We start from the raw sequence: 25042 nt of genomic DNA on the forward strand, positions 1-25042 counted from the left end.
GCGGTGACTTGGAGCCGGTATCGTGTGTCGCCCCGGGCGAAGGCGAGCAGGGCCGCCCTGGCGAGCCCGCCCGTACGGCGACCTGGTCGGCGCGTACTTCTCCAGCCACCCCGCCAACCAGAACGCCACCGTACGGATCGAGGACAGCTCCCACCCGTCGACCGCCGGGCTGCCGACCGCGTGGAACCGGTACGACGAGTGGTACAACTACCGGACCAACCCCCGGGCACAGAACCGGATCCTGGCCACCGTCGACGAGAGCACCTACACCGGCGGCACCATGGGCAGCGACCACCCGATCGCGTGGTGTCGAAACTACGACGGCGGCCGATCCTGGTACACCGGCATGGGCCACACCAACGAGAGCTTCAGCGACGCCAACTTCCGCAGCCACGTGCTGGGCGGCATCCGCTACGCCGCGCAGGGCACCGGCAACTGCTCGACCAGCCAGACCCCGGCCGGCTACAGCCAGATCACCCTGGCCAAGGGGGTGGCCGAGGTCGGTGAACCGATGGGCATGACCGTGCTGCCCAACCGGGGCGTGCTGCACACCTCCCGCGAAGGCACCATCCGCTACACCGACGCCGCCGGCAACACCAAGGTGGCGCTGACCATCCCGGTCTACACCCACGACGAAGAAGGACTGCAGAGCATCGAGGTGGACCCGAACTTCGCCACCAACCGCTGGGTGTACGTGTACTACTCGCCGCCCCTGAACACCCCCGGCGGCGACGCACCGGCGACCGGGTCGGCGGCACAGTTCGCCCCGTTCAACGGCTACAACCGGCTGGCCCGCTTCACCGTCAACGCCGACCACACCCTTGACCGGGCGTCCGAGGTGACGATCCTGGAGGTCCCGACCAGCCGGGGCATGTGCTGCCACGTCGGCGGGGACATCGACTTCGACGCCGCCGGCAACCTCTACCTGTCGACCGGCGACGACACGAACCCGTTCGACTCCAGCGGCTACACCCCGATCGACGAGCGACCCAACCGCAACCCGGCGTACGACGCGCAGCGTACCGCCGGCAACAGCAACGACCTGCGGGGCAAGATCCTACGGATCCGGCCGGGCGCCAACGGCGGCTACACCATCCCGGCCGGCAACATGTTCCCCGCCGGCACGGCCAGGACCAAGCCCGAGATCTACGCGATGGGCTTCCGTAACCCGTTCAAGATGTCCGTCGACAAGGCGACCGGCATCGTCTACCTCGGCGAGTACGGCCCGGACGCCGGCACCGCCAACCCCAACCGAGGGCCGGCCAACCATGTCGCGTTCGAAGGCATCGCCCAGCCCGGTTTCTACGGCTGGCCGTACTGCTCGAACTACAACACCCCGTACATCGACTTCACGTTCCCGTCCGGCCCCTCCGGTGCACCGTTCAACTGCTCCGGCGGCCCGGTGAACAACTCCCCGAACAACTCCGGTATCACCCAACTGCCCCCGTCCCAGCGGGCCTGGCTGCCGTACGGTGGCGAGCAGAACCCGCCGGAGCTGTGCTGCGGCAGCCTGTCTCCGATGGACGCCGTGGTCTACAACTACGACGCCTCGCTCGCCTCCGAAGTGAAGTTCCCGGCGTCGATGAACGGCAAGGTGTTCATCGGCGAGTTCGGCCGACGGTGGATCAAGACGGTCACGGTCACCGGCTCCGGCGGGGTCGGCGCGATCGAACCGTTCCCGGCCTACACCGGCACCCAGGTGATGGACATGGAGTTCGGGCCGGAAGGTGCACTCTACGTGCTCGACTACGGCACCGGCTGGGGCAGCGGCGACGCCAGCTCGGCGGTGTACCGCATCGAGTACAACTCCGGCGGCGGTCGGGCCCCGACCGTGCTCGCCACCGCCAACCCGACCACCGGCAACGCCCCGTTGACCGTACAGTTCAGCTCGGCCGGGACCAGCGACCCGGACGGCGACGCCATCACGTACGCGTGGGACTTCACCACGGACGGCAGCACCGACTCGACGCAGCCGAACCCGTCGCACACGTACACCAGCAACGGCGAGTTCACGGCGACGCTCACGGTGCGTGACAGCACCGGCCGCAGCGCCACCGCGAGCGTGGTGATCGGAGTGGGCCGGCCGACGGTCACCCTCGACCTACCGACCAACGGCCGGCTGTTCGACTTCGGTGACGCCATCCCGTTCCAGGTCACGGTCACCGACCCGAACGCGGCGACCATCGACTGCAGCCGGGTGAAGGTCAACTACCTGCTCGGGCACGACAGCCACGGCCACGGCATCACCAGCGCCACCGGCTGCTCCGGCACCCTGCAGACCACCGTCGACGGCGAACACGACCCGAACGCGAACATCTTCGGTGTCATGGTCGCCGAGTACACCCCGGTGGGCGCGACCATCCCGGTGACCTCGACGCAGACCGTCATGCAGCCCCGGACCCGCCAGGCCGAGCACTACGGCGGCCAGCAGGGCACCACCCTGGTGGAGAAGGCCTCCGCCAACGGTGGCAGCGCGGTCGGCTACATCGAGAACGGCGACTGGATCTCGTTCACCCCGTACAACCTGGCCGGGGCCACGTCGTTCACCGCCCGGGTCGCCTCCGCCGGATCCGGGGGCACCATCTCGCTGCGCACCGGCTCGGCGTCGGGGCCCGTCATCGGTACGGCGACCGTCGCCCCCACCGGAAGCTGGGAGACCTGGACCACCGTCACCGGCACGGTCAGCCCACCAAGCGGTACGCACAACCTGTTCCTCGTCTTCACCGGAGGCTCCAGCTACCTGTTCGACGTCGACGAGTTCACCTTCCGCAGCAGCGGTACGACACCGCCGCCCACCACCGCCCCGCCGACCACCGCACCGCCGACCACCGCACCGCCCACGACCGCACCACCGACCACCGCGCCGCCGACCACGGCTCCGCCTACCACTGCGCCACCGACCACGCCGCCGCCCACCGGGCCGTCGTGTGCGGCGACGTACTCGGTGACGGGCCAATGGCAGGGTGGCTTCCAAGGTGAGGTACGGGTCACCGCCGGATCCACGTCGATCAGCGGCTGGACGGTCACCTGGACGTTCACCGGGGGACAGACCGTCACCCAGTCCTGGAGCGCCACCGTCACGTCGAGCGGCGCCAACGTGACCGCCCGCAACGTGTCCTACAACGGGTCGCTCGGCGCCAGCGCCAGTACGACGTTCGGCTTCATCGGCTCCGGCAACGGCGCGAACAGCGTGTCGTCGCTGAGCTGCACCGCCAGCTGATCAACGAGGGCTGCGCGGCACCCACCGGCTGGTGGGTGCCGCGCAGCCCTCGTCTGTCGGCCGCAGCGGCACTTCCTCGGCTCAGGTGCCACAAGGTGCCAATCTGGCAGCATTCTGGTGCCAAGATGGCTTGTTGATGGTGCCATCCTGTGCCATGATGGCACCATGGACCTGACGTCGTACGTGAGCAACCTCGGGCGGGAGTTCGCCACCCTCGCCGAAACCGGCGGAGACGAGGCGCGGGCACTGGTCGAGCGCCTGACCGGGTCGCTCGAGTCGGCGATCCGGATGACCCTGCTGGACGCGTTGTCGGCCGCCGCCGACGAGATCACCCGCGACCTGGCACCCGGCTCGGTCGAGCTGCGGCTACGCGGCCGCGACCCGCACTTCGTCGTCACCACGCCACCCGCCGAACCGTCCGATCCGACCGGGACCACCGCCGGGGATGGCGCGGCGACGGCCGACGGCCCACCCGACAACGACCTGCTGATCACCGAGGACGGCCCGGTGACGCGGATCAACGTACGCCTGCCCGAACAGCTCAAGGCCGCAGTCGAGGAGGCCGCCGCCAAGGAGGGGCGCTCGGTCAACGCCTGGCTGGTCCGGGCGGCAGCCGCCGGTCTGCAGCGGTCCGACCGGGACCGGCGCGGCGACGAACGCGGCACCGGGAAACGCAGCACGCAGACCTTCACCGGTTGGGTGCGCTAGCCGCACCGCCCCTCCCACCCACCGTCCACCTTCCACACCTCACGTCCCCGACCTGCGGGGACGGCCCACCAACCCATGATGCGGGGACAACCATGCCTACTTTCGACACGCCCGAACCGATCTCCGTCACTCTCGAACTCGGCAGCGGCAACGTACAGATCGCCGCGACCCAGCGCACCGACACCGTCGTCGAGGTCCGCCCGAGCGACGACACCGACGACTCCGACGTGGCCGCCGCCGCCCGGGTACGCGTCGACTACGCCAACGGCACCCTGCGGATCACCGGCCCGAAATCACCCGCCTTCGACTTCTCCCGCCGGACCAGGTCCGTCGAGGTGTCCATCCAACTGCCCAGCGGTTCCCAGGTCTCCGCCGAGACGCAACTGGGCGACGTCCGCTGCACCGGACGGCTCGGGCAGTGCCGGGTCAGGACCGCCGCCGGAAACGCCTGGCTGGAACTGACCGGCCCGCTGCGCGTGGACACCTCGGCCGGCCACGTCACCGTCGACGGCGTCACCGGCGACGCCCGGATCACCACCGGCTCCGGCAAGATCCAGCTCGGCGAGATCGACGGCACCGCCGTGGTCAAGAACTCCAACGGCGAGACCACCATCGACGCGGTCACCGGCGACGTACGGGTGCGGGCGGCCAACGGTGACATCCGCGTCGAACGGGCCGGCGCCGGCGTCGACGCGAAGACATCCAACGGCAGCATCCGCCTCGGCGAGGTGGTGCGCGGCTCGGTCGTGCTCGGCACCGCCATGGGCAACCTGGACGTCGGCATCGCCGAGGGCACCGCCGCCTGGCTGGAAGTGAAGACCGACTTCGGGCAGGTCCACAACCTGCTGGAGACCGCCACCCGGCCCGACGACGCCGACGAGACCGTCGAGGTACGCGCCCGCGTCTCCTACGGCGACATCACCATCCGCCGCTCCTGACCCACTCCTTGCTCCAAGAGAGGGACACCATGACCTCCACGCAGCCCCGGCCGGCGATCGCCGCCACCGGGCTCCGCAAGGCGTACGGCGATCACGTCGTGCTCGACGGCATCGACCTGCACGTACCGGCGGGAACGGTCTTCTCGCTGCTCGGCGCGAACGGTGCCGGGAAGACCACCACGGTCAAGATCCTGTCCACGTTGATCCGACCGGACGCCGGGGACGCCCGGGTCGCCGGGCACGACCTCACCCGCGACCCCGACGCGGTACGCGCCGCGATCGGCGTCACCGGCCAGTTCTCGGCGGTGGACAACCTGCTCACCGGCGCGGAGAACCTGCGACTGATGGCCGACCTGCACCACCTCGGCCGGGCCGACCGCCGCCGGCGCGTCGCCGGACTGCTCGACCAGTTCGACCTGACCGAGGCGGCCGGCAAACCGGCGTCGACCTACTCCGGCGGCATGCGGCGGCGGCTCGACCTGGCGATGACCCTGGTCGGCGACCCCCGGGTGATCTTCCTCGACGAGCCGACCACCGGGCTCGACCCGCGCAGCCGGCGCACCATGTGGCAGATCGTCCGGGACCTGGTCGCCGACGGCGTCACCATCTTCCTGACCACCCAGTACCTCGCCGAAGCCGACGAACTGGCCGACCGGATCGCGCTGCTCGACCACGGGCGGGTGGTCGCCGAGGGCACCGCCGAGGACCTCAAACGCCGCATCCCCGGCGGGCACGTCCGGCTGCGCTTCGCCGACCAGCGACGCCTCGAGGCGGCCACCCGCGTCCTCGGCCAGACACCCGGAGCGCTCGGCCAGGCATCCCACTCACTCGGTCAGGTCACCCGTGACCCCGACCCGCTCGCTCTGCGGGTGCCCAGCGACGGCAGCCTGCAGGCGCTGAAGACCCTGATCGGCCGGCTCGACGACCACGCCGTCGAAGTCGACGAACTGTCCGTACACACCCCCGACCTCGACGACGTCTTCCTCGCCCTGACCGGCGAACCCACCGACAACGACAAGGTGACCACCCGATGAGTGCCCACGCCCTGACCGGCCCGGCCACCGCCGCCGCCGGCCTGCGTACCCACCCGCTGCGCGACTCGGTGACGATGCTGCGCCGCAACCTCAGACGCATGCTGCGTTACCCGTCGATGACGGTGACCCTCGTCGGGATGCCCGTCGTCTTCCTGCTGCTGTTCGTCTACGTTTTCGGTGGCACCCTCGGCGCCGGGCTCGGTCAACTCGGTGCCATGATGCCCGGCGGGGCGCTCCCCGGCGGCGGGGCCGGCGGGCGCGCCGCGTACGTCAACTACGTGGCACCGGCGATCATCCTGATGACCGTGACGACCACCGTCCAGGGGACGGCGATCTCGATCGCGATGGACATGACCGAAGGCATCATCGGCCGATTCCGTACGATGCACATCGCCCGCGTCTCGGTGCTGACCGGACACGTCCTGGGCAGCATGATCCAGGCGGCGGTCAGCGTGGCGGTCGTCGTCGGCGTCGCGCTGCTGGTCGGCTTCCGGCCCACCGCCGGGCCGGTCGGGTGGCTGGGTGCCGCCGGTTTCCTGCTGGTGGTGACCTTCGCGCTCGTCTGGCTGTCCGTCGCGCTCGGCCAGGTGAGCCGCAGCGTCGAGACCGCCAGCAACCTGCCGATGCCGCTGATCCTGCTGCCGTTGCTCGGCAGCGGGTTCGTCCCCACCGACTCGATGCCCGCCGGGCTGCGCTGGTTCGCCGAGTACCAGCCGTTCACCCCGATCATCGAAACCCTGCGCGGCCTGCTGATGGCCGAGCCGGTCGGCAGCAACGGGTGGATCGCGCTCGCCTGGTGCACGGCCATCGCGCTCGGCGGATACCTCTGGTCGAAACGGCTGTTCAACCGCGAGCCCTGAACCCTGACTGTGGCTGATGCCTGCTGCGGCACAACTATGCCGCAGCAGGATCAGACCCTTCTGCGGTACGGCGTCCCCGGCTCGGTGTGCCGGCGGTCGCCGGCGTTCGCGTCGGTGACGCAGCGGCGACGAGGACCGCCGTGACGGTGAGCAGCCCGGCCAGCCACGCCATCGGGCGCAGGCCGACCATCGTGAAGCCGAGCCACGGCGGCGCCCACGGGTCGCCGCCGGTGATCGCTGCATGGCTGGCGGCCAGCCCACCCACGGCCAGAGCGGGCAGGCTCAATACGGCGGCAGCTCCGAGCAAGGAGACGGCGACGACTCGGACCCAGGCGCGTCCGCTGGTGTGCGCATCGAGCTGCCGGAGGGCAAGCAACGTGGTGATCAGGGCGACGAGGAATCCGGCGACCGCCAGCGGCCAGACCCACCACGGCCGCGCGCGGCCAACGTCGATCACGAAGCTCGTGGCGTCCCGCGCAGACAGACGCACGGCGACACCGTCCCGGGTCGCCGTGAAAGCGTCGTAGTCGCCGTTGGCGCGGAATCGCTCGGCATCCCAACCGGCAGCCGTGAGCCGGTCGACCGCCTCGCTGACCAGACGGCCGTCGGTGGTCGAAGCCGGACCGAACGGCAACGGCACCCTGACGGTCCCGGCGACGTAGCCGTCACCTCCGACGAGCAGGGTCCAGGCACCGTCGACAGCCGGCGGAAACCCGTGCCGGTCACCGTTTCGGGTCGGCTCACCCGCCTCGACGTCGGGAAACGCGACAGCGGCCACCTGTCGGGCTGCCGCCGTATCGGTGGTCGGCCCTGCCGCCTGCCAGCCCAGCCACGAACCGAACACGGCACCGACAAGACCGGCCGACATCGCAAGAATCAAATAAGTGATCTTCACCTTGTGTCCAGCGAGTAGAGCTGCAGGTCAACTGAATCTGGTGACCAGGTTTCAGTCCGGCGCGGTTTTCGTGTGCTTGGGGACAAATGCGCTTAGCGCTAAGGCTTCCTCTAGAGCGACGAGGAGATGTTTCAATCCGGCGCGGTTTTCGTGTGCTCGGGGACCGTGTCCGAAATGTCGGGCGGTCTGACCTGCGGAAACAGGGGTGCCTGAGGGCAACCTCCTGTCGATCATGATCTTGAGAAGTGGCTAGATGACCTCTGGAGACCGTGTTTTCGCAGCTCAGGTCTACTTTGGGATCTTTCCGCCAACCTACCCGGGATCCCGGGCGTGTCGGGGGTTGTCGCAACGGGCATTCCGGACCAATCACCTCCCTGGGTGGCTCTGGTGGGCCTGCCGGGCTCCAGTCTATTCGCTCGTCCACAGTGACGGAATAGGGGAGTGGGTGGGGCGGCGGTGGGGTTCCGTCGCCCCACCCACTCCCCGGATACCGGACTATCCGGGCGGTTCCGATAGGAGAGCATCCAGCCACTCGACACCGGCACCGGCGACGAGGACCGCGAGGATTTCCAGTCGCCGACGGGCTGTGCCGGACGGCAGTCGCAGTCGTCGCGCGCAGGACCTCTCCAGGTCGACGGCGGATCGTTCGAGCGCGACATCGCACATCTCGGCGAGCAGCTTCGGCAGCCCGCTGCGGCGTACGGCCGGGTTGGCCAGCAGCCGCAGCAGCACCTGGCGGCGGCGACGCCGTTGGGGAGTGTCGCCGGGGTCGGCGTACCGCTCGGCCGGGTCGCCCGGGGCGGTGCCGCGGATCGGCCGGGCACCCGGCAGGTCGTCGCACGGGTCGAGTCGGTCGGCGCGGCGGTGCAGTGCGGCGGCGACGTTCGCCTCGTAGAAACTCGGGTTGATCCGTCGGAGCTGGTCGACGGCCGCCGTCAGACGCAGGCGTACCTGCTGGTCGGTGAGTCCGTGCTTGGCCGCCGCGTGCGGGATCCGCCACGGGTCGGCGACCTGGTCGCGTAACCCGATCACGAAGCTGATCAGCAGGTCGAGGCCGACCGGGTCAGCAGCGAGCGGCGCTGCCCAGCGGGCAGTGGTCAGGTCGCGTTCGGGGCGGGCGTGCATGCCGCGCGCGGTCGCCGACCGGCGGCGCAGCTCGGCGATGGCCTGGCGTTGGTCCTGGTGCACGAACTGCCAGTAGATGGCGCGCAGCCAGGGGGCGATGTCGGCGTTGGCCCGGTCCGGGTGGTGGGCGTAGCGGAGCAGGTCCGCGCCGGCGGCGTCGGGGTCGACCGTCGACGCCTGTGGCCCGTAGAGGAAGGACACCACCTGGTTGATCTCCTCGATCCGGCTGGGGCCGCCGACGCCGGTGCGGGCGCTGCCGCTGGCGGTGCCGTGGTCGGTGGCGTTGCGCCGCAGTCGGTCGAACTGGCGGCGGATGTGCTCGTCGCGTACGTCGGCGCAGTTGGCGCACAGGTGCAGCCACCAGTTGGCGGCGCGCGGGCTGTCGACGCAGTGGCTGGTGCCGTGCACGGTGCGGGCAATGACCATCCCCAGGTGGTGGGTCATGGCGCGGACGACGGCGAGGAAGAAGAAGGCGTACGTGTCTTGCGGGTCTTCCGGTGAGCGCAGTGCGGTGTCCATCGAGGTGCCTCCCGTTGCGACGCAGGAGAACAGCGGGGTGGATGAGCAGGCGGGCTGGGTGCCCGCCGGACGACACCGGTGTCGTGATGTGGTGGGGAGCGACCGTCCAGGGCGCCGGCCCGAGAGCCGGTGACCGTCCACACACGTCCAGCTGGTGGACTGCGCTGCCACTTCGTCCATCTGTTCCAGGTAGGAGCAACCCCGGCAACCGGAGGACGACATGGGCAAGACGATCAGGATCAACGGGGTCGACGTACCGGTGATCGACGACATGCTGTCCGGCCGCGACATCAAGCGGGCGGCCGGCCTGCCGCAGGAACGGGTCCTGGTCCGCCAGGACGACGACCGCAACGTCATCGTCCCCGACGACCAGCGGATCCGCGTCGCCGATCAGCAGCAGTTCACCCACCACGCCCGGCACTCCAAGGCGATGACGACGCTCGACCCGAGGCGGCTGCGCATCCGCCACGAAGCAGCCCAGCTCGCGTACGCGTACCCCGGGCTGACCGTCGCCGACGACGAATCCTGGCTGCACATCCCGAGTTCCGGCTCCCGCCACACTGGGAGCCGGACCGCACCACCGTGCTGATCGTGCCGCCGGCCACCTACCCGGAGACCGCACCGGACGGCTTCTTCCTCGGCGACCACCTGCGCCGCCGCGACGGCCGCGCGCTCGTGCAACCCGCCCACTATTTCTCGGCCTACAAGAACCGATACGCCGAGCTGGGCTACCGCTGGTACTGCCTGGAAGACCCGGAACGCAACTGGGATCCGCGCTTCGACTCGCTGGTCAGCTACGTCGAAGCGATCCGCACCTACCTCGGCACGGTCGACTGATGACCTGCGTGCTGCGGATCAGCCACGACACCTGGGACACCGTACGGCGGCATCTGCGCGACAGTGACGACGAACGCGGCGCCTACCTGCTGGCCCGCGCCGGCCGGTGGACCGACCCGTGGGGCACCGGGGCCGTCACCGACCTGCTGGTCACCCGGGCCATCCCGATCCCGGACGACGCGCTGTCGGTGCAGAACGGCGTACGGATCGAAGTCGCCGCCTGGCTGACCCGGGAGGTGCTGATCGCCTGCTTCGAGACCGGCCTGTCCCTTGTCGACGTGCACAGCCATCCTTTCGCCGACGACACCGTCAGGTTCTCTGGCCTGGACGTGGAGAACATGCGCCAGACGCACACCGAGTTCCTTGACCGGATGCCGGCCGCGCCGCCGGTCGGGGTGGCGTCGCTGGTGCTCGGGCAGGCGTCGGTGGCCGGCGCGTACACCGACCCGGACGACGGGACGCTGCAGATGCTCGACCGGTTGGTGCTGCTCGGCGACGACGACCTGACCGAGGTGAAACTGTGCCGATTCTGACCACGCCGATCCTGACCGCACCGGCCGGTGGGCCGGACCCGCAGGCCGGTGCCACTGGGCCGACCCCGGCGGACCGCTACGACCGGCAGGTGCGGGCGTTCGGTCCGCAGACGCAGCGCAGGCTCGCCGAGCTGACCGTCGCCGTGGTCGGTCTCGGCGGCGTCGGCAGCCAGGTCGTCCAGTCACTGGCCCACCTGGGGGTGGGCGGCCTGCTGCTGGTCGACCCGGACACGGTCACCGCCACCAACCTGAACCGTCTGGTCGGCGCCAAGCCGGCCGACGTGGCGCGGGCGGCGACCAAGGTCACCGTCGCGGCACGCACGGTCCGGACCATCAACCCGCAGGTACGGGTACGCGGCATCGCCGGCAGCATCCTCGACCCGGTCGTCTGGCAGCAGGTGCGCCCGGCCGAGGTGATCGTCGGCGCGGTCGACGGGCACGCGCCACGCTGGGCGTTGAACCGGCTGGCCGTGCAGTACGCCCGCTGCTATCTCGACGTCGGGGTCGAGCTGGGGCCGGCACCCCGCCCAGAGCCGCCCGACGACCACAACCAAGAAACCAATTCCCGGGTACGGCTGGAAGCCGGCGGGCATCTGGCGGTGGTCCGCCCCGGTGGCCCGTGCCTGCTCTGCCTGTCCGGCTACGACCCGCGTCTGGTGGATGCCGAGCTTGACCCGGGGTTGGCTGCTGCGCGCCGGGCAGCCGGATACCGGGTCGACGATCCGGCCGAGCCGACGCCCAGCGTGGTTTTCCTCAACCAGATCATCGCCGGGTACGCCGTCGGCGAGCTGCTGAACTATGTCTCGCCGTGGCGGTCACCGGTGCGGTATCTGCTGGTGGACGCGGCGGCGAACGAAACGACGGTGCTGGACGCCGACCGCGACCCGGAGTGCCTGGCCTGCGGGCCGGACTCGCCACGCGGGCTCAGCGACGCCGCCGGCCCACCGTCCGTGGCCCGGACGACCGCGCCACCAGCGGCCCACGACGCTGCCGGAGCACCGCAGAGCCCGAACACCCAGCCATCCCGATATCCGTCACCCGGCGAGCCAGGCCCTCGCAACGAGTCCCGCCACCACGACACCTGATCCCAGCCCGACCTGGCGCCGGCTCTCGATAGACCCGATGCGATTTCGCGTGATCCCGTCACGGGATTTGATCCCCTGACGGGATCACGCGCTGCGGTGCATCGGGGATCAATGCTGCACCGTTGTGGTACGCCACTTGCGGACACCACGGCGGGCATTTTGCTTGCCCAAATCCGGCGCGGTGTTCGTGTGTCCGGGGACTCTGGATGACGCAGTCGGGAAACCAGCCGCAGGTTTCAATCCGGTGCGGTTTTCGTGTGTCCGGGGACCTTGATGGTAACATCTGGGGTGGGGCAGTTCTTGTAAGTTTCAATCCGGCGCGGTTTTCGTGTGTCCGGGGACCCTACGGCGCCCCTGACACCCGATTCTTCCGGTGGTTTCAATCCGGCGCGGTTTTCGTGTGTCCGGGGACCCTACGGCGCCCCTGACACCCGATTCTTCCGGTGGTTTCAATCCGGCGCGGTTTTCGTGTGTCCGGGGACCGAGAAATCAAGCCCACAAACCGATCCATTCAAGAGTTTCAATCCGGCGCGGTTTTCGTGTGTCCGGGGACCCGTGTCCGAAATGTCGGGCGGTCTGAGCTGGGCAAACATGGTGCTCCGGGGGCAACCTCTTGTTGATCATGATCTTGAGGGAGCCTCAAATGATCTCCATGGGGAAGGTTTTCGCAGCTCAGGTTCACTTTGGGATCTTTCCGCCAACCTACCCGGGATCCCGGGCGTGTCGGGGGTTGTCGCAAGGGGCATTTCCGGACATAAGCTCCTGTTGATCTCGGCGGTGACGTCGATGCCACCGATTCTATCGGAGTTCGTCCGTCCGATCTCGGCATGAATACCTCTCCTTCCCGGCTGTTGAGTCGGATGTCTGACCAGCCGACGTTGTGGGCCGCGTGGTCGCGGGTCGCCGCCGGCACCGCACTCGCCGGAGCGGACGGCGTGACCGTCGCCGAGTTCGCCCACCACCTCGGCCCACGACTGGAGTCGCTGTCCACGCTGCTGCGCAGTGGCGAATACACCCCGCAACCCCTTCGACTGATGTCCGTCAACCGTGGTGGCGAGCGCCGCGACCGGGGCATTCCGACCGTCGCCGACCGGGTCGCCCAGCGCGCTTTCCTGCACGTCGCCGGCGACCGGTGGGAGACCCGCCGCGCCGAGGTCAGTTTCGCGTACCAGCGGGGTCGTTCCTGGGTGGATGCGTTGACGATGGCTCTCGCGTACCGGGACAAGGGGTTGCGCTATGTGGTCCGCGCGGACATCGCCGATTTCTTCGCCAGCGTCGACCACAAGCTCCTCCACGAGATGGTCAGCGGCAGTCTCGCTGACCCGGCGGTCAGCCGGATCGTACGCGGCTGGTTCACCGCGCCGATGCTGACCGCCGCCGGTCTGCGTACCCGGGGTCGGGGTGTTCCCGAAGGCGCGCCGATCAGTCCAACCCTGGCCAATCTCTACCTGCGTGAATTCGACGCCCGGGTCGACGGCCGGCACGGCCGGCTGGTGCGTTACGCCGACGACCTGGCGCTGTTCTGCCTCGACCTCGACGCGGCGGTCAACGGTGCCCGGCAGATCGGCGCCGAGCTGGCCGCGCTCAACCTGCGGCTGCACCCGGGCAAGACGCAGATCACCACGTTCGACGCCGGGTTCAGCATGCTCGGCTGGGTGTTCGACGGCGAACACGGCCGGCCCGAGCAGCCCAACGCGGACTGGACCCACCCGCTGCTCAACACTCCGCAGCGGGGCAAGCTGCCGGCCAGCAACGGGAGCCGGCGATGATCGGCAAGGCGTTCCACGTGATCGGCCCGGACTGCGTCCTCGGCCGGCGCGACGGTCGGCTCGTCGTGCACCGTGACGGTGTGCTGCGTGCCTCCGCGCCGCTGACCATGGTCGGCGAGGTCGTCACCACCGGCCGGGTGACCGTCACCCCGCACGCGATGCACAGCATGCTCGCCCACGACATCCCGTTGATCCTGCTCAGCCGCAACGGCCGACCGCTGGGTCGGCTCGAACCGCCCACCGCCGGGCACATCGCCGCCCGGGTGCGCCAACTCGACCGGCACCGCGACCCGGCCGCCCGGCTCGACCTGGCCCGCGCCGTCATCCCCGCCAAGATCGCCAACCAGGCGACGCTGCTGCGCCGCCGCGCGAAACGCAGCGACGACCCGGCGACGGTGTGGGCGGCGGTCACCCGGCTCGCCGAGTTCGAGCAGGCCGCCAGCGCCGCGACCGATCTGGCACAATTGATCGGCATCGAAGGCGCGGCGGCCGGCGCGTACTTCCGCGCCATCCGGGTGATGACCCCGGCCGAGTACGGCTTCGCCGCCCGCGACCGCAGCCGCCGCGACGTGATCAACGCACTGATCAACTACTGTTCGGCGCTGCTGCGGGAAACCGTGCACGGGGCGGTCCTCGCCGCCGGGCTCGACCCGTACCTGTCGTTCCTGCACACTCCGAGCCGGGGCCGGCCCACGCTCGCCTTCGACCTGATGGAGGAGTGGCGGCCGGCGCTGCTGGAGAGCACCGTACTGGCGATGCTCGGCCTGCGTACCGTGACCGACGCCGACTTCGACGGCACCCACCTGACACCCGGCGCGACGTCCGCGCTGATCTCGCGGTATCAGGCCCGGCTGGCCATGCCGGCCCGCGAATGGCCGGCCCCCGCCGACCAGCCGACCTACCACCAACTGGTACGCCGCCAGGCGTTGCGGCTGCGCGGCTGGCTGCTCGACGAGCAGGCGCGGTACCGGCCGTTCCGCTGGAGGTGACCGTCATGCAGCCCAGCTGGTGGACCGTCACCTTCGACCTGCCCGACGACCGCGACCGCCGGCAGCTGACGACGCTGCTGCGCCGCCACGGCGTACGGGTGCTGTACAGCGTCTTCACCATCCACATCGGTGACGCACACCTGGACCGGCTGCTCGCCGCCAGCGCCGAACGGTTCACCGGCGGCGGGCACCTGCTGGCCCTGCCGTCCTGCCCGGACTGCGAAACCGCCGGGTACGGCGTACCGCTGGAGGTCCTCCCCGAGCAGGGCTGGGCCGGCTGGTGAACCGGCCGGTGCTCGTCGTCTACGACATCGTGAACGACCGCCGCCGCGCCGAGGTACGCGCCCGGCTCGGCCCGATCGCCGACCGCTTCCAGTACAGCGGGTGGCTGGTGCCACCGGAGGTCAATCTGACCGCGGCCCGGGTCGTCGCCGACCTGGCCGCGGTCGCCGGCCCGGCGGACCGGATCCACGGCCACGCCCCGTGCCCCGGCTGCGCCCGCCGGGCCAGGTGGCTGCCGGTCCGCCAGCCACACCGCCTCACTCGCCAACCCGGCTGGACCGCCCACTGAACGTGGCCGCCGATTTACAGGGGTCGCCAACGTGGCTGGCAAGGCACCGGGCGGTACGGTGCCCGTGTGGAGCGGATCTCGCTGCAAGACCTCCGCGATGACGCGGGCAGGGCGCTGGAATCGGTCGGGCGCACCGGTGAGCCGGCCGTCATCACTCGGTACGAGCGGCCGGTGGCCGTACTGGTCGGGATCGACGAGTGGGAAGAGCTCGAAGCGTTCCGGGACAGCAAGGACGCTGCGGTGATCGCCCGCTCCCGTGCCGAGGGACAGTTCGTTCCGCTGTCGGCGGCGTTGGAATCGCTCGGGGTCGATCCTCGGGAAGTCGAAGCGTTGCTGGCCGACCGCACCGACGGCGACGACCTGATCATCCACGCGGTCGGCCACCGCAAGGATGTCTACTCCTGAATCAGCCTGACAGCGGGGACGCCGCCATCGGCCGCGACGGGGTCGGGACCGATGGCCGCTCGGGCGGGACCTGCTCCTGGCAGGTGCGGCCGAGTAACTTCCGGCTGTCTCGACCGCCGATCGCCGTACGGGCGCGGGCTGCTTCAGGCGTTGAACGCGTCGGTCTTGACCGCGTGGATGAAGGCGGTCCAGCCGGTGGTGGTGAAGGTGAGGACTGGGCCGGTGTGGTCTTTGCTGTCGCGGACTGCGGTGGTGGAGGACAGGCTGGCGACCTCGACGCAGGCGCCGCCGTTGTTGTCGCTGCGGCTGGACTTGCGCCAGGTGGGGTGGGGCGTGTTCATGATCAGCCTCCGGTGTCGTCAGCGATCCGTTGGATGAGGGTGCGGGACTCGACCGGGCCGAGTGCGGCGGCGGTGAGTCGTTCCCAGAGCCGAGTGTATGCCCGGACCGCGTCGGGGCCGTCGAGGTAATCGGCGTCGGCGAGGGTCTCCACGTTGAGGTTCCCGGGGTGTCGGCTGCCCGTGATTGCCGGTAGGTTCGCTCGTTGCCGAGTGGTGGAACATCGCTGGTAGGTGGAACGGATGGGGTGTGGGGTTGAGTAGTCCGTTGGTGCGTCGGCGTCGGTTGGCGAAGGAGCTGCGGCGGCTTCGGGAGGAGGCCGGGCTGACCGCCGACGAGTTGGCGCGGGCGGCAAGGATGTCGCGGCCGAAGCTGTCCCGGTTCGAGACGGCGGATCGGGTGCCGTCGGTGTCGGATGTGAGCGCGATCCTGGGCGCGTTGTCGGTCGATGGTGAGCGGTGGCACGAGCTGGTGCGGATGGCGAACGACGCCGCCGAGCGTGGTTGGTGGGAGTCGTACGGGTCGGGGATGGGCCGGCGTCAGGCGGTCTACGCGAACCTGGAGCACGGTGCGGTGAGCATCCGTGAGTACCAGTCGTTCGTGGTGCCGGGGTTGTTGCAGGTGCCGGCGTACACGCGGGCGCGGTCGGAGTTGGCGTTCAAGCAGGCCCGGTTGCCGTCGGCCGACCTGGATCGGACGGTGGAGGCGAAGATGATGCGGCAGCGGATGTTGGCGCGGCCGGACGGTCCTCGGTACGAGGTGGTGGTTGAGGAGGTCGCGGTGCGGCGGCCGGCGGCGCCGCCGGAGGTGATGCGGGAGCAGTTGCTGCACCTGGCGATGTTGGCCGAGGGGTCCGGGCGGGTGTCGGTGCGGGTGTTGCCGCAGGGCGCTGAGCTGCGGGACTACTGGCTGCCGAGGTCGCCGTTCACGGTGTATCGGTTCGGTGGTGGTGATCCGGACGCGGTCGCGGTGGACACCGAAACGGTCGACTTGGTCTATACCGAGCCGGATGAGGTGGCGCCCTATGCGGATCTGTTCGGTCGGGTGTGGGAGTCGGCGTTGCCTGCTGAGGAGAGCGCCAGGCTGCTCCGGGGTGTGGCGGGGGCGGGTCGGTGAGGAGAATCGAGAGCATGAGCAGCTTTCCAGCCACAGGTTGGCGCAAGTCCACGCGGTCCGGCGGCGACGACAACTGCGTGGAGGTGAACGTCACGGATGCTCGGGTGGGCGTCCGGGACAGCAAGGCGGGTCCGGCGGGTCCGGTCCTTGATTTCAGCCGTACGTCGTTTGCCTCATTGATCCACAGTCTGCGTGCCGGGCGGGGGTGAACTGCGCTAACGCAGCTGACTGAGGCCACACCGAGCGGTGTCCGGGTTATCCCGGGCACCGCTTTCGTCTGTCCGGGTGGGGGAGACGGTGGTGGATGCCTCTTGCGTCGGGTGTCCGCCGGATGCATCCTGTAACGGTGTCGACGCTGGAACATTCCACAGATGCGACACAGTTTCGCGGTCTGCTGCCGTCTCGTCCGCGAGACGTGGTCGGTAGGTGGCGGTTGCGGTGACGGCGGAGAGCGGCGCGACAGCCGGGCAGGCCGAGTCGTGGCGGGTCAGGGCGGTCCGGTTCGGCCGGCGGTGGCGCGGGTTGGACCCGCAGGAGGTGTACGCGTACCTGCACCAGGTCGCCGATGAGCTGGATCGGCTGGCCGGATCCGTCGGTGGGCAGCGCCGGTCAAGGGCGCTACCCACCGAATCGGGGGCGGTGGTGAGCGTCGAATGCTGCCCCGTCTGGGTGCGCTTCGGCTCGCCCACGTCCCAGGTCCAGTTTGGAGGAGGCTCGGATGACTCTGCATCGTCCCGTACGTCCGACCTGGATGTGCGCTGGTTGCGGCTTGCCGTGGCCGTGTCAGACGTGGCGGCGGGAGCTGCTGGCCGAGTACGCGGGCACGGTGGTGTCGCTGTCGGTGTACATGGCGGCGTGCCTGCTGGACGCGATGGCGGACCTGCCCGACTACCGGTGCGGCTATTTGTACTCGCGGTTCATCGGGTGGTGGCGCTGATGTCGGTCATCCGGCCCGGGGACGAGGACATGCACTTCGAGGACGGCTCGCACCGCTGGTACCCGTTCGACCCGGACGACCAGGACCAGCAGGCGTGGGAGGAGCGGGTGCGCGAACACCAGCGGCAGCACCGTGAGGAGAACCCGCCCCGGCGGCGGTGGCGGCGACGGTCGATCTGATCGCCGGGCTGAGCGCCAATGCCCTTGTTGAGCTGGGGTCGGGCCGCTGGCGGCAACCACCGGTCCGACCCTACCCCCGCACTGCTACGAGAGAAGGCAGACGATCATGGACATCTGCGCGTTGACCAGCGCCGCGTTACTCGGTTTCCTGGCCGGGCTGTTCTCGTTCCGGGTCAAGAGCCGCTGGTGCCCCAAATGCGGCGAACTCACCACCACTCCACCGCCGCCGTACTGACGTCCTCGCACCGACTCCCTGCTGATGGCCAGTGCAGCGGGGGTCGTGGCTGCCTGGCTGGTGGCCGAGTGGGAGTCGACCTGACCGATCCACATAGGAAGTACGAAGAGGATTACTACACGCTTATCCAGGAGGGAAACGTGACCGGGAACCAAGGCCCCGCCAGCAGACACCATCTGCACCCGTACGTCAGGGTCAACTCGGGTCCGACGCCGGATCGGCCGCCGTTGCCGCGACGGACGCCGGGGCAGACGGACATCGAGCGTGATCCGCGCTTCCGGTTGATGGCCGATCGTGGGGTGGCGGCACCTGACGGTGACCCGCAGGGGACGCCCTTGGACGGTGTGGCGGCGGCCATGCGGAACCGGCCGGACGTCGATGTGTTGGACCGTGCGCGGGAGGCGGTCGCCGTGCACATGCCGAGTCGGTTGGCCGAGTGCCGGGTGTGTGACGTGGCGGCGTTCTGTCCGCCGTTCACCAGCGCGTTGGCGCTGCTGGATCGCTGGGATCAGGTCAAGGCGCGTCGGGTGCGGGCGGTGTTGCAGTACGCCGGGTTGTGGCCGGACGGGTACGTGCACGACGGGCGGGACGACTGATGATCGACCGCGATCTGATCCGGGTGGGCGACACGCTGCATCTCGGCAAGGCCGACTGGGTGTTCGGCGACCGGTCGATGACGGTCCGGGTCTCCGACATCCGGTACGGCCTGGACGACGCCGACTCCCCGGTGGTCGGGATCCTGGCGACGATCACGTTGGCGGGGAGGGACGGACGGATGGCCGCGATCGGCGTCTACAAGTCAGCGCTGACCCGCCCCGGTGTGGTGCAGCGCCGGCGGCCGCCCAACGGCGTCGACTTCCCGGCCACCGAGCAGCCGTAGACACCGGGGCGCGTAACCGCCGTAGCCCTGGTGGGCGATTGGGCACCGGGTACCCGACGGGCGGTGACGCCCCCCCACGTCCGCCTCCGGGCACACGGACGACCGCTCGGCCCAGTGCCCTACCGCCGTCTACACGGTCACCCCACCGCCACCGCGCTGACACTCAGCTCTGAAGTCGATTCGGGTCCTCTCATCCCTGACGTTTTTGGCTGATTTCATTCAGGCGCGGTTTTCGTGTGTCCGGGGACACGAGGATCTCCGCAGCTTCGGCGGGGATGTGGACGACGTTTCAATCCGGCGCGGTTTTCGTGTGTCCGGGGACCAGGTTCGCCTCCGACGCGGGCTGGCGACAGGCCCATGGTTCAATCCGGCGCGGTTTTCGTGTGTCCGGGGACACTGGAAGGACGACGGCAAGCGTCCGCTCATCGAGGTTTCAATCCGGCGCGGTTTTCGTGTGTCCGGGGACACTATGAACACTCAGAACTAGTGAGGGTTCTGAGGGTTTCAATCCGGCGCGGTTTTCGTGTGTCCGGGGACACTGACCAAGTTCGTGAAAGCCGTGTCCCTACCAAGTTTCAATCCGGCGCGGTTTTCGTGTGTCCGGGGACAGCTATGCGCAGCCGTCGGGGGCTCCCTTGGCGGCTGTTTCAATCCGGCGCGGTTTTCGTGTGTCCGGGGACTTTCCATCACTAGTGGAGCTCCACCACCACCCAAAGTTTCAATCCGGCGCGGTTTTCGTGTGTCCGGGGACCAACAGGATATACGGCTACTACGCGGAGCTCTTGGAAGGTTTCAATCCGGCGCGGTTTTCGTGTGTCCGGGGACTTTTTTTGCTGGTCAGCCCCCCCTCGCCAGTTGTGGTTTCAATCCGGCGCGGTTTTCGTGTGTCCGGGGACTGAGAGAGGGAAGGAGGTGAAAAATGGCCGAGAGTTTCAATCCGGCGCGGTTTTCGTGTGTCCGGGGACTTTTTTCGTGAACCCCCATGATCGGGCATGTTCTTCGTTTCAATCCGGCGCGGTTTTCGTGTGTCCGGGGACCGTGTCCGAAATGTCGGGCGGTCTGAGCTGGGCAAACAGGTGGCTCGGAGGGCAACCTCATGATCATCATGATCTTGGTGGTGGCTCGGATGATCTCTGTAAGGTGGGTTTCCGCAGCTCGGCCGCACTTTGGGATCTTTCCGCCAACCTCCCCGGATCCCGGGCGTGTCGGAGGTTGCCGCAATCGACATTTCGTCGCAACTCCGGCACCTAATCTTGCGTACATCGATGGCTTGTCCGTCCTCGATGGAGGCTGTTGTGCCCGGCGTGGCTGTCTCACCTCCCGTCCGGTAATCGCCGACAGGCCGATGTGGAAATTGTCGCTCACCGGGTTGGCTCCGGCAAGAGGAAACGACTCGTCCTCGGGCAGCGGATCGTAAACATTCACGTCTTGCTGGCGGGTTTGCTGTTGGGTAGCGTGACTCGCCGGGCCGAGCTGGGGGTGGTTGCCGTCTCGGACCGATCGTGATCTTGTGCCCGGGTGGTTGATCCGGAGGCGCTGTCGCGGGACGAGCTGATCGCGGTGGTCCGTGATCAGGCCGCTCAGTTGGCGGATCAGACGGCCGAGGTGGAACGGCTACGTGCGGAGTTGGAGCAGATCAAGCGGTTGATCTCGCGGAACAGCCGAAACTCCTCGATGCCGCCCTTGACCGATGATCTGCCTGGCCGGTCGGGTAGGAGCAAGCCCGCCGGCGGTGGGCGCTCGGGCGGGAAGAAGCCGGGGCGAGGTAGACAGCCCGGTGCGCCGGGATCGTATCTGCCCTGGTTGGACGAGGCCGACGTCCGGGTGGTTGACCAGCGTCCGTGCGGGCCGTGCGAGTGCGGGACGGACCTGGCGGGGGCTGTCGACGAGGGGGTGGTGTCGGCCAGTCAGGTCACCGACGTGCCGCTGGTCACCGCGTCGACGGTGGAGTACCGGCAGTACCGGGTCCGGTGCGGCTGCGGCCGGAAGCACGTCGCCGCCCCGCCGAAGCAGGCGGGGGTGGGTAACACCCGGGTGTACGGGGCGAACCTGCGCGCTCTCGCCGTGTACCTGCTGATCGTGCAGCACGTGCCGGTCGAGCGGTGCGTGCGGCTGATCGCCGATCTGGCCGGCACCCGCGTGTCGGCCGGGTTCGTCCACAAGGTCCTCGCCGCCGTCGCGGCGGCGGTGACCGACATCGTCACGATGATCAAGGCGTTGATCACCCTGGCCGAGGTGGTCCATTTCGACGAGACCACGATCCGGGCGGGTGCCGCGGGCCGCAACGGGTACGTATGGTCCGCGTCGACCGGCCGGTACACCCTGTACGCGCTGGCTGAGCGTCGCAGCGGCGAACAGTTCCGCACCATCGGGATCGGGCCGGCGTTCACCGGGGTCGCCGTGCACGACCGGTACACCGTCTACGACCAGGCCGGCAACTTCGCCGACGGGGTGCGGCACCAACTGTGCCGCGCACATCTGCTCCGCGATCTCGAAGACGCGGCCGAGACCTACCCCGACCACGTCTGGCCGGTCCAGTGCCAGCGGGCGCTACGCGGCCTGATCCACGCCGCGAACCTCGCCCGCGCCGCCGGACAGGCCGAGATCGACCCCGCCGTGCGTGACCCGCTGGTCCGCGAGTTCCGCGACGGCGTGATCGTCGGCCGTAAGGACGTCCCCCGCGTCGGCGGCCCCCGCGACAGGCAGCCGCCCGGCCGCAACCTACTCGAGGATCTCCACCACCGCCACGACGACGTCCTGCGGTTCTGCTACGACACCACCATTCCGCCGACGAACAACCTCGCCGAGCGTGACCTACGGCCGAACAAGACCCAGCAGAAGATCTCCGGCCGGCTCACCAGCGAGAAAGCCACCCGCGACCGGCTGACCATCCGCAGCTACCTATCCACTGCGGTCAAACACGGCGTCAACGCCATGACCGCACTCCGCGACGCCGTCACAGGGAACCCCTGGATGCCGCAGACCGCCCACATCCTCCAGGGCTGACCCCGCGCCCTCACAAGAGGTGAATGTTTACCATCGGGCGTGATCCGCGTTTCCGGTTGCTGGCCGCCCGTGGGGTGGCGGCGGCACCTGACAAAGACCCGCAGCGGACGCCCTTGGACGGTGTGGCGGCGGCGATGCGGAACCGGCCGGACGCGGATGTGCTGGCCCAGGCGCGGGAGACCGTTGCCGGGCACATGCCGAGTCGGTTGGCCGAGTGCCGAGCGTGTGACGTGCCGGCGCGCGCCGTCGACAGGTTACGACCTACATGGAAGGACGTAGATCAGTACATCGCCCGAGCCGGCCGGGTCCGCGCTGCCGACTCGGAGGGCGGAAAGGCTACTCGTCGGCGTCCGGGCGCGGCGGCCGGTTGTGCTTCGCCCACTCGGTGATCTCGGCAGCGAGGTACACCTTCATGCCGCGTAGCTCCTGGTAGGGCTTCGGAAAGCCGGGTCGGCGAGCGATCTGTTGGAACCGCTGTCGAGACACGCCGAGGTACTCGGCGATCTCGTACGGACCCATCAACTCGCCCGGTCCTCCGGTCATGAGCCGAACGGTAGGCATCTTCGGGTCTACCCAATCGGGCCTACCCTATTGACTACTCCTGCAAGTGTGGCTCATGATTCGCGTGTGCCAGCAGGGATCGGGAGACGCGGGATCGGGGTTGCGCAGTGTTCGAGGGCGTGAGGCATCAGGTCGAACCGCACCAGGTCAGGGCGGTCCGGTTCGGGTCGCGGTGGCGTGGGCTGGACCCCGACGAGGTGTACGTCTATCTGGGGCTTCTCGCCGACGAGCTGGATCGGCTGGTCCGACAGAGCGATGCCGCTCGGACCGAGTCCGAACGGCTCCGGGAAGGACTGCGGCAGTGGCGGCAACGGCACATCGGCTGCCGGTTTGACGACCCGCCGCCGGCATCGGGTGATCCGGAGCCCGGTCGGCAAGCCCGGAACGGGGGTCGGTGGTGAACGGCGGAGTTCGCTGGACGATCCGCGTACCCACCCCTGGCCAGACAAGGCGGCCCCGAGCGGCGCGGACACGCCAACCCGGGGCCTTGATCGGACACGGGAGGTCCGACCCGATGAACAGTTTCCCCGCCCCACCAGACGAACCCGCACCCGCCCGGCTGATGGCGCTCTACCCGCCCGGTAAGAGCCCTGTCATCGACCGCGTGGAGAACGCGCTCCGGGCGTTCGAGGCCATCGACCGACCCAGCGCCGAACGTCTGCTGTCCATGTGGGCACACACGCCGGAGCTGTCTCGCCGGGAGCGGGCCGCCGTGCTCGCCCGGTTCGATCCCACCGGTTCGAGTGGAGGGCGTACGTCGTGACGATCCTGGTGATCGGCCCGCGTGAGCTGCCGAAGACGGACACGGTGGAGGTGTGGTGTGACGCGGGTTCCGGCGGGACGGGGCAGCGCGTCATGGTCTCCGTGAAGCTGCTGACCCTCTCCGAGCGCGACCGTGGGGAGGGCCGGGCGGCGCTGTACGAGTACGAGTCGTACTACTGCCGGGAGTGACCGAACCCGGGTAATTCTGGCCGGGCGTTCCGCCGTCCGTGTGGGTGAGGTGGCCGGAACTGGTTCGGGCGGTTACGTCGTACGGCGCCCCGGCTTCATGGCCGGTCACTGGTGCCCAACGCCTACGCCGACGGGCGTCGTACGGCCGGGCGCGCTCCGGGCCTTCCATTCCGCTTGGGCGACCGGGCGGACCTCGGGGGTCGGGCCGGTGGCGGCAACCACCGACCCGATCCCACCATCCTCATCCGTAGAGAAGGCAGAGGATCATGGGCATCTGCGCGTTGACGAGCGCCGCGTTGCTCGGCTTCCTGGCTGGCCTGTTCTCTTTCCGGGTCAAGATCCGCTGGTGCCCCAAGTGTGGCGAGCTGACCACCACTCCACCACCGCCACGCTGATACCCAGCCTCAAATTCGACTTGGGGCTTCTCGGCCGTGACGTTTGAAACGGCTTTCAATTCGGCGCGGTTTTCGTGTGTCCGGGGACAACACCTCTGGGTGTTCTGGGGTGACACGGTCGCGGGGGCGTTTCAATCCGGTGCGGTTTTCGTGTGTCCGGGGACCGGAGCCTGGCAAGCGCCTGCACACCATCGCCTTGTTTCAATCCGGCGCGGTTTTCGTGTGTCCGGGGCCCGCTATCGGCGGCACTGTTGTCGGTAGAGGTACGGTTTCAATCCGGCGCGGTTTCCGTGTGTCCGGGGACTATATTGAAGGGAGAAATCCCCGCACTTACGAGTGCAAGTGTTTCAATCCGGCGCGGTTTTCGTGTGTCCGGGGACGGCCGAGAATACGACGGTGTGCGGGAAGCCCGTCGAGGTGACGTTTCAATCCGGCGCGGTTTTCGTGTGTCCGGGGACGGCCGAGAATACGACGGTGTGCGGGAAGCCCGTCGAGGTGACGTTTCAATCCGGCGCGGTTTTCGTGTGTCCGGGGACCGTCGGAAGCCTGAAGGTCCACGAGTTCGCAACCGAGTTTCAATCCGGCGCGGTTTTCGTGTGTCCGGGGACAACGACGGATCCGGCTCCGACACCCTCAGGCGCCCCAGGTTTCAATCCGGCGCGGTTTTCGTGTGTCCGGGGACAGTTGCGATCTTGTCGTTTCAATTAGCTCGTCCTGAAAGTTTCAATCCGGCGCGGTTTTCGTGTGTCCGGGGACCCGGACCCCTAAGGAGGGGCCATGCGTTACTACAGTTTCAATCCGGCGCGGTTTTCGTGTGTCCGGGGACGCTTTGCTGCGCCGTCGTACCGGCGATCTGGCTTGTTTCAATCCGGCGCGGTTTTCGTGTGTCCGGGGACCGTGTCCGAAATGTCGGGCGGTCTGAGCTGGGCAAACGTGCTGCTCCGAGGGCAACCTC

Annotated in this window: 31 protein-coding genes, 1 pseudogene and 2 CRISPR repeat arrays; of the genes and pseudogenes, 27 read left to right on the plus strand and 5 right to left on the minus strand. The window is 68.9% G+C overall.

Translation table 11 applies throughout. From position 1 onward, the window contains the following. Nucleotides 1-22: 22 nt before the first annotated feature. The 5 genes from O7608_RS15850 (at nt 23) to O7608_RS15870 (ending at nt 6760) form a co-directional block, all read left to right on the plus strand. Entirely contained in the window at nt 23-3220 is a 3198-nt protein-coding gene (locus O7608_RS15850) for a ThuA domain-containing protein (protein ID WP_289210701.1), read from the plus strand. A gap of 165 nt (nt 3221-3385) precedes the next feature. Continuing rightward, nucleotides 3386-3928 carry a YlcI/YnfO family protein gene (locus tag O7608_RS15855; RefSeq protein ID WP_289210702.1) on the plus strand — a complete coding sequence of 181 codons (543 nt, stop codon included), beginning with the start codon at nt 3386-3388 and terminating at the stop codon, nt 3926-3928. A gap of 92 nt (nt 3929-4020) precedes the next feature. Beyond that, nucleotides 4021-4866 carry a DUF4097 family beta strand repeat-containing protein gene (locus O7608_RS15860; protein WP_289210703.1) on the plus strand — a complete coding sequence of 282 codons (846 nt, stop codon included), beginning with the start codon at nt 4021-4023 and terminating at the stop codon, nt 4864-4866. A gap of 29 nt (nt 4867-4895) precedes the next feature. Then, nucleotides 4896-5900 carry an ATP-binding cassette domain-containing protein gene (locus O7608_RS15865; RefSeq protein WP_289210704.1) on the plus strand — a complete coding sequence of 335 codons (1005 nt, stop codon included), beginning with the start codon at nt 4896-4898 and terminating at the stop codon, nt 5898-5900. Then, on the plus strand, nt 5897-6760 hold the full coding sequence (locus O7608_RS15870; RefSeq protein WP_289210705.1) for an ABC transporter permease: 864 nt from the start codon (nt 5897-5899) through the stop codon (nt 6758-6760). Before O7608_RS15865 ends, O7608_RS15870 begins: the two co-directional genes overlap by 4 nt. Nucleotides 6761-6794: 34 nt before the next feature. Here O7608_RS15870 and O7608_RS15875 read toward each other — a convergent pair whose 3' ends face one another. Next, the gene (locus O7608_RS15875; protein WP_289210706.1) at nt 6795-7628 is read right to left on the minus strand and encodes a hypothetical protein; all 834 of its coding nucleotides are present in this window, start codon (nt 7626-7628) and stop codon (nt 6795-6797) included. 522 nt (nt 7629-8150) lie between these two features. Then, complete coding sequence (locus tag O7608_RS15880; RefSeq protein ID WP_289210707.1) at nt 8151-9299, minus strand: hypothetical protein; 1149 nt, start codon at nt 9297-9299, stop codon at nt 8151-8153. A gap of 220 nt (nt 9300-9519) precedes the next feature. On the opposite strand from O7608_RS15880, the gene O7608_RS15885 reads away from it, so the two are divergent. The 9 genes from O7608_RS15885 to O7608_RS15925 all read left to right on the plus strand — a co-directional run bounded on the left by O7608_RS15885 (nt 9520) and on the right by O7608_RS15925 (nt 15488). Continuing rightward, nucleotides 9520-9888: a hypothetical protein gene (locus O7608_RS15885; protein WP_289210708.1), complete on the plus strand. Its 369-nt coding sequence runs from the start codon at nt 9520-9522 to the stop codon at nt 9886-9888. Beyond that, nucleotides 9882-10136 carry an E2/UBC family protein gene (locus tag O7608_RS15890; RefSeq protein WP_289210709.1) on the plus strand — a complete coding sequence of 85 codons (255 nt, stop codon included), beginning with the start codon at nt 9882-9884 and terminating at the stop codon, nt 10134-10136. Before O7608_RS15885 ends, O7608_RS15890 begins: the two co-directional genes overlap by 7 nt. Continuing rightward, nucleotides 10136-10669 (plus strand): hypothetical protein, encoded by a 534-nt coding sequence (locus O7608_RS15895; protein ID WP_289210710.1) that lies wholly within the window; start codon nt 10136-10138, stop codon nt 10667-10669. Before O7608_RS15890 ends, O7608_RS15895 begins: the two co-directional genes overlap by 1 nt. Further along, nucleotides 10657-11754 carry a HesA/MoeB/ThiF family protein gene (locus O7608_RS15900; protein WP_289210711.1) on the plus strand — a complete coding sequence of 366 codons (1098 nt, stop codon included), beginning with the start codon at nt 10657-10659 and terminating at the stop codon, nt 11752-11754. Before O7608_RS15895 ends, O7608_RS15900 begins: the two co-directional genes overlap by 13 nt. Nucleotides 11755-12614: 860 nt before the next feature. Continuing rightward, nucleotides 12615-13523, plus strand: a complete 909-nt coding sequence (locus O7608_RS15905; RefSeq protein WP_289210712.1) for a reverse transcriptase domain-containing protein — start codon at nt 12615-12617, stop codon at nt 13521-13523. Further along, nucleotides 13520-14512 (plus strand): CRISPR-associated endonuclease Cas1, encoded by a 993-nt coding sequence (gene cas1, locus O7608_RS15910; protein ID WP_289210713.1) that lies wholly within the window; start codon nt 13520-13522, stop codon nt 14510-14512. The genes O7608_RS15905 and cas1 overlap by 4 nt, the downstream gene beginning before the upstream one ends. A gap of 5 nt (nt 14513-14517) precedes the next feature. Beyond that, a complete protein-coding gene (locus O7608_RS15915; protein WP_281550647.1) occupies nt 14518-14796 on the plus strand; it encodes a CRISPR-associated endonuclease Cas2 in 279 nt (92 codons plus the stop codon). Continuing rightward, nucleotides 14793-15083 (plus strand): CRISPR-associated endonuclease Cas2, encoded by a 291-nt coding sequence (locus tag O7608_RS15920; RefSeq protein ID WP_289210714.1) that lies wholly within the window; start codon nt 14793-14795, stop codon nt 15081-15083. The genes O7608_RS15915 and O7608_RS15920 overlap by 4 nt, the downstream gene beginning before the upstream one ends. 66 nt (nt 15084-15149) lie before the next feature. Continuing rightward, entirely contained in the window at nt 15150-15488 is a 339-nt protein-coding gene (locus tag O7608_RS15925) for a type II toxin-antitoxin system Phd/YefM family antitoxin (RefSeq protein WP_421360339.1), read from the plus strand. A 143-nt stretch (nt 15489-15631) separates the two neighbouring features. Here the strand turns inward: O7608_RS15925 and O7608_RS15930 are convergent, their stop codons facing one another. Beyond that, nucleotides 15632-15829 (minus strand): DUF397 domain-containing protein, encoded by a 198-nt coding sequence (locus O7608_RS15930; RefSeq protein WP_289210715.1) that lies wholly within the window; start codon nt 15827-15829, stop codon nt 15632-15634. Between the two features lie 2 nt (nt 15830-15831). Beyond that, nucleotides 15832-15981: a Scr1 family TA system antitoxin-like transcriptional regulator gene (locus O7608_RS31995; protein WP_353850547.1), complete on the minus strand. Its 150-nt coding sequence runs from the start codon at nt 15979-15981 to the stop codon at nt 15832-15834. A gap of 101 nt (nt 15982-16082) precedes the next feature. On the opposite strand from O7608_RS31995, the gene O7608_RS15940 reads away from it, so the two are divergent. From O7608_RS15940 to tnpC, 9 genes and pseudogenes are all read left to right on the plus strand, one after another. Beyond that, nucleotides 16083-16943: a helix-turn-helix domain-containing protein gene (locus O7608_RS15940; RefSeq protein ID WP_289210717.1), complete on the plus strand. Its 861-nt coding sequence runs from the start codon at nt 16083-16085 to the stop codon at nt 16941-16943. Between the two features lie 14 nt (nt 16944-16957). Next, the gene (locus tag O7608_RS15945; RefSeq protein WP_281550643.1) at nt 16958-17152 is read left to right on the plus strand and encodes a DUF397 domain-containing protein; all 195 of its coding nucleotides are present in this window, start codon (nt 16958-16960) and stop codon (nt 17150-17152) included. A 217-nt stretch (nt 17153-17369) separates the two neighbouring features. Next, a pseudogene (locus O7608_RS15950) lies at nt 17370-17525 on the plus strand (DivIVA domain-containing protein); the annotation flags it as partial. A gap of 136 nt (nt 17526-17661) precedes the next feature. Next, entirely contained in the window at nt 17662-17880 is a 219-nt protein-coding gene (locus O7608_RS15955) for a hypothetical protein (RefSeq protein ID WP_289210718.1), read from the plus strand. Beyond that, nucleotides 17880-18059 (plus strand): hypothetical protein, encoded by a 180-nt coding sequence (locus tag O7608_RS15960; protein ID WP_289210916.1) that lies wholly within the window; start codon nt 17880-17882, stop codon nt 18057-18059. The genes O7608_RS15955 and O7608_RS15960 overlap by 1 nt, the downstream gene beginning before the upstream one ends. Before the next feature lie 106 nt (nt 18060-18165). Beyond that, entirely contained in the window at nt 18166-18294 is a 129-nt protein-coding gene (locus tag O7608_RS15965; RefSeq protein WP_289210719.1) for a hypothetical protein, read from the plus strand. A 356-nt stretch (nt 18295-18650) separates the two neighbouring features. Then, on the plus strand, nt 18651-18890 hold the full coding sequence (locus tag O7608_RS15970) for a hypothetical protein (RefSeq protein WP_289210720.1): 240 nt from the start codon (nt 18651-18653) through the stop codon (nt 18888-18890). Further along, complete coding sequence (locus tag O7608_RS15975; RefSeq protein WP_289210721.1) at nt 18890-19174, plus strand: hypothetical protein; 285 nt, start codon at nt 18890-18892, stop codon at nt 19172-19174. Before O7608_RS15970 ends, O7608_RS15975 begins: the two co-directional genes overlap by 1 nt. 212 nt (nt 19175-19386) lie before the next feature. Continuing rightward, nucleotides 19387-20211: a CRISPR direct-repeat array (repeat unit 36 nt; unit sequence GTTTCAATCCGGCGCGGTTTTCGTGTGTCCGGGGAC). Between the two features lie 481 nt (nt 20212-20692). Continuing rightward, nucleotides 20693-22180 carry an IS66 family transposase gene (gene tnpC, locus O7608_RS15980; RefSeq protein ID WP_289210722.1) on the plus strand — a complete coding sequence of 496 codons (1488 nt, stop codon included), beginning with the start codon at nt 20693-20695 and terminating at the stop codon, nt 22178-22180. 336 nt (nt 22181-22516) lie between these two features. Here the strand turns inward: tnpC and O7608_RS15985 are convergent, their stop codons facing one another. Then, a complete protein-coding gene (locus tag O7608_RS15985; RefSeq protein ID WP_233605958.1) occupies nt 22517-22723 on the minus strand; it encodes a helix-turn-helix transcriptional regulator in 207 nt (68 codons plus the stop codon). Nucleotides 22724-22860: 137 nt separating this feature from the next. On the opposite strand from O7608_RS15985, the gene O7608_RS15990 reads away from it, so the two are divergent. From O7608_RS15990 to O7608_RS16005, 4 genes are all read left to right on the plus strand, one after another. After that, nucleotides 22861-23142 carry a DivIVA domain-containing protein gene (locus O7608_RS15990; protein ID WP_233605957.1) on the plus strand — a complete coding sequence of 94 codons (282 nt, stop codon included), beginning with the start codon at nt 22861-22863 and terminating at the stop codon, nt 23140-23142. Nucleotides 23143-23255: 113 nt separating this feature from the next. Beyond that, nucleotides 23256-23504, plus strand: coding sequence for a hypothetical protein (locus O7608_RS15995; RefSeq protein ID WP_289210723.1), 249 nt, complete (start codon nt 23256-23258; stop codon nt 23502-23504). Continuing rightward, the gene (locus tag O7608_RS16000) at nt 23501-23692 is read left to right on the plus strand and encodes a hypothetical protein (protein WP_289210724.1); all 192 of its coding nucleotides are present in this window, start codon (nt 23501-23503) and stop codon (nt 23690-23692) included. The genes O7608_RS15995 and O7608_RS16000 overlap by 4 nt, the downstream gene beginning before the upstream one ends. A gap of 266 nt (nt 23693-23958) precedes the next feature. Next, complete coding sequence (locus O7608_RS16005) at nt 23959-24087, plus strand: hypothetical protein (RefSeq protein WP_289210725.1); 129 nt, start codon at nt 23959-23961, stop codon at nt 24085-24087. Between the two features lie 52 nt (nt 24088-24139). Continuing rightward, nucleotides 24140-24983: a CRISPR direct-repeat array (repeat unit 36 nt; unit sequence GTTTCAATCCGGCGCGGTTTTCGTGTGTCCGGGGAC). Nucleotides 24984-25042: the final 59 nt, after the last annotated feature.

It is taken from the genome of Solwaraspora sp. WMMA2056 (assembly GCF_030345095.1).
GTDB lineage: Bacteria > Actinomycetota > Actinomycetes > Mycobacteriales > Micromonosporaceae > Micromonospora_E.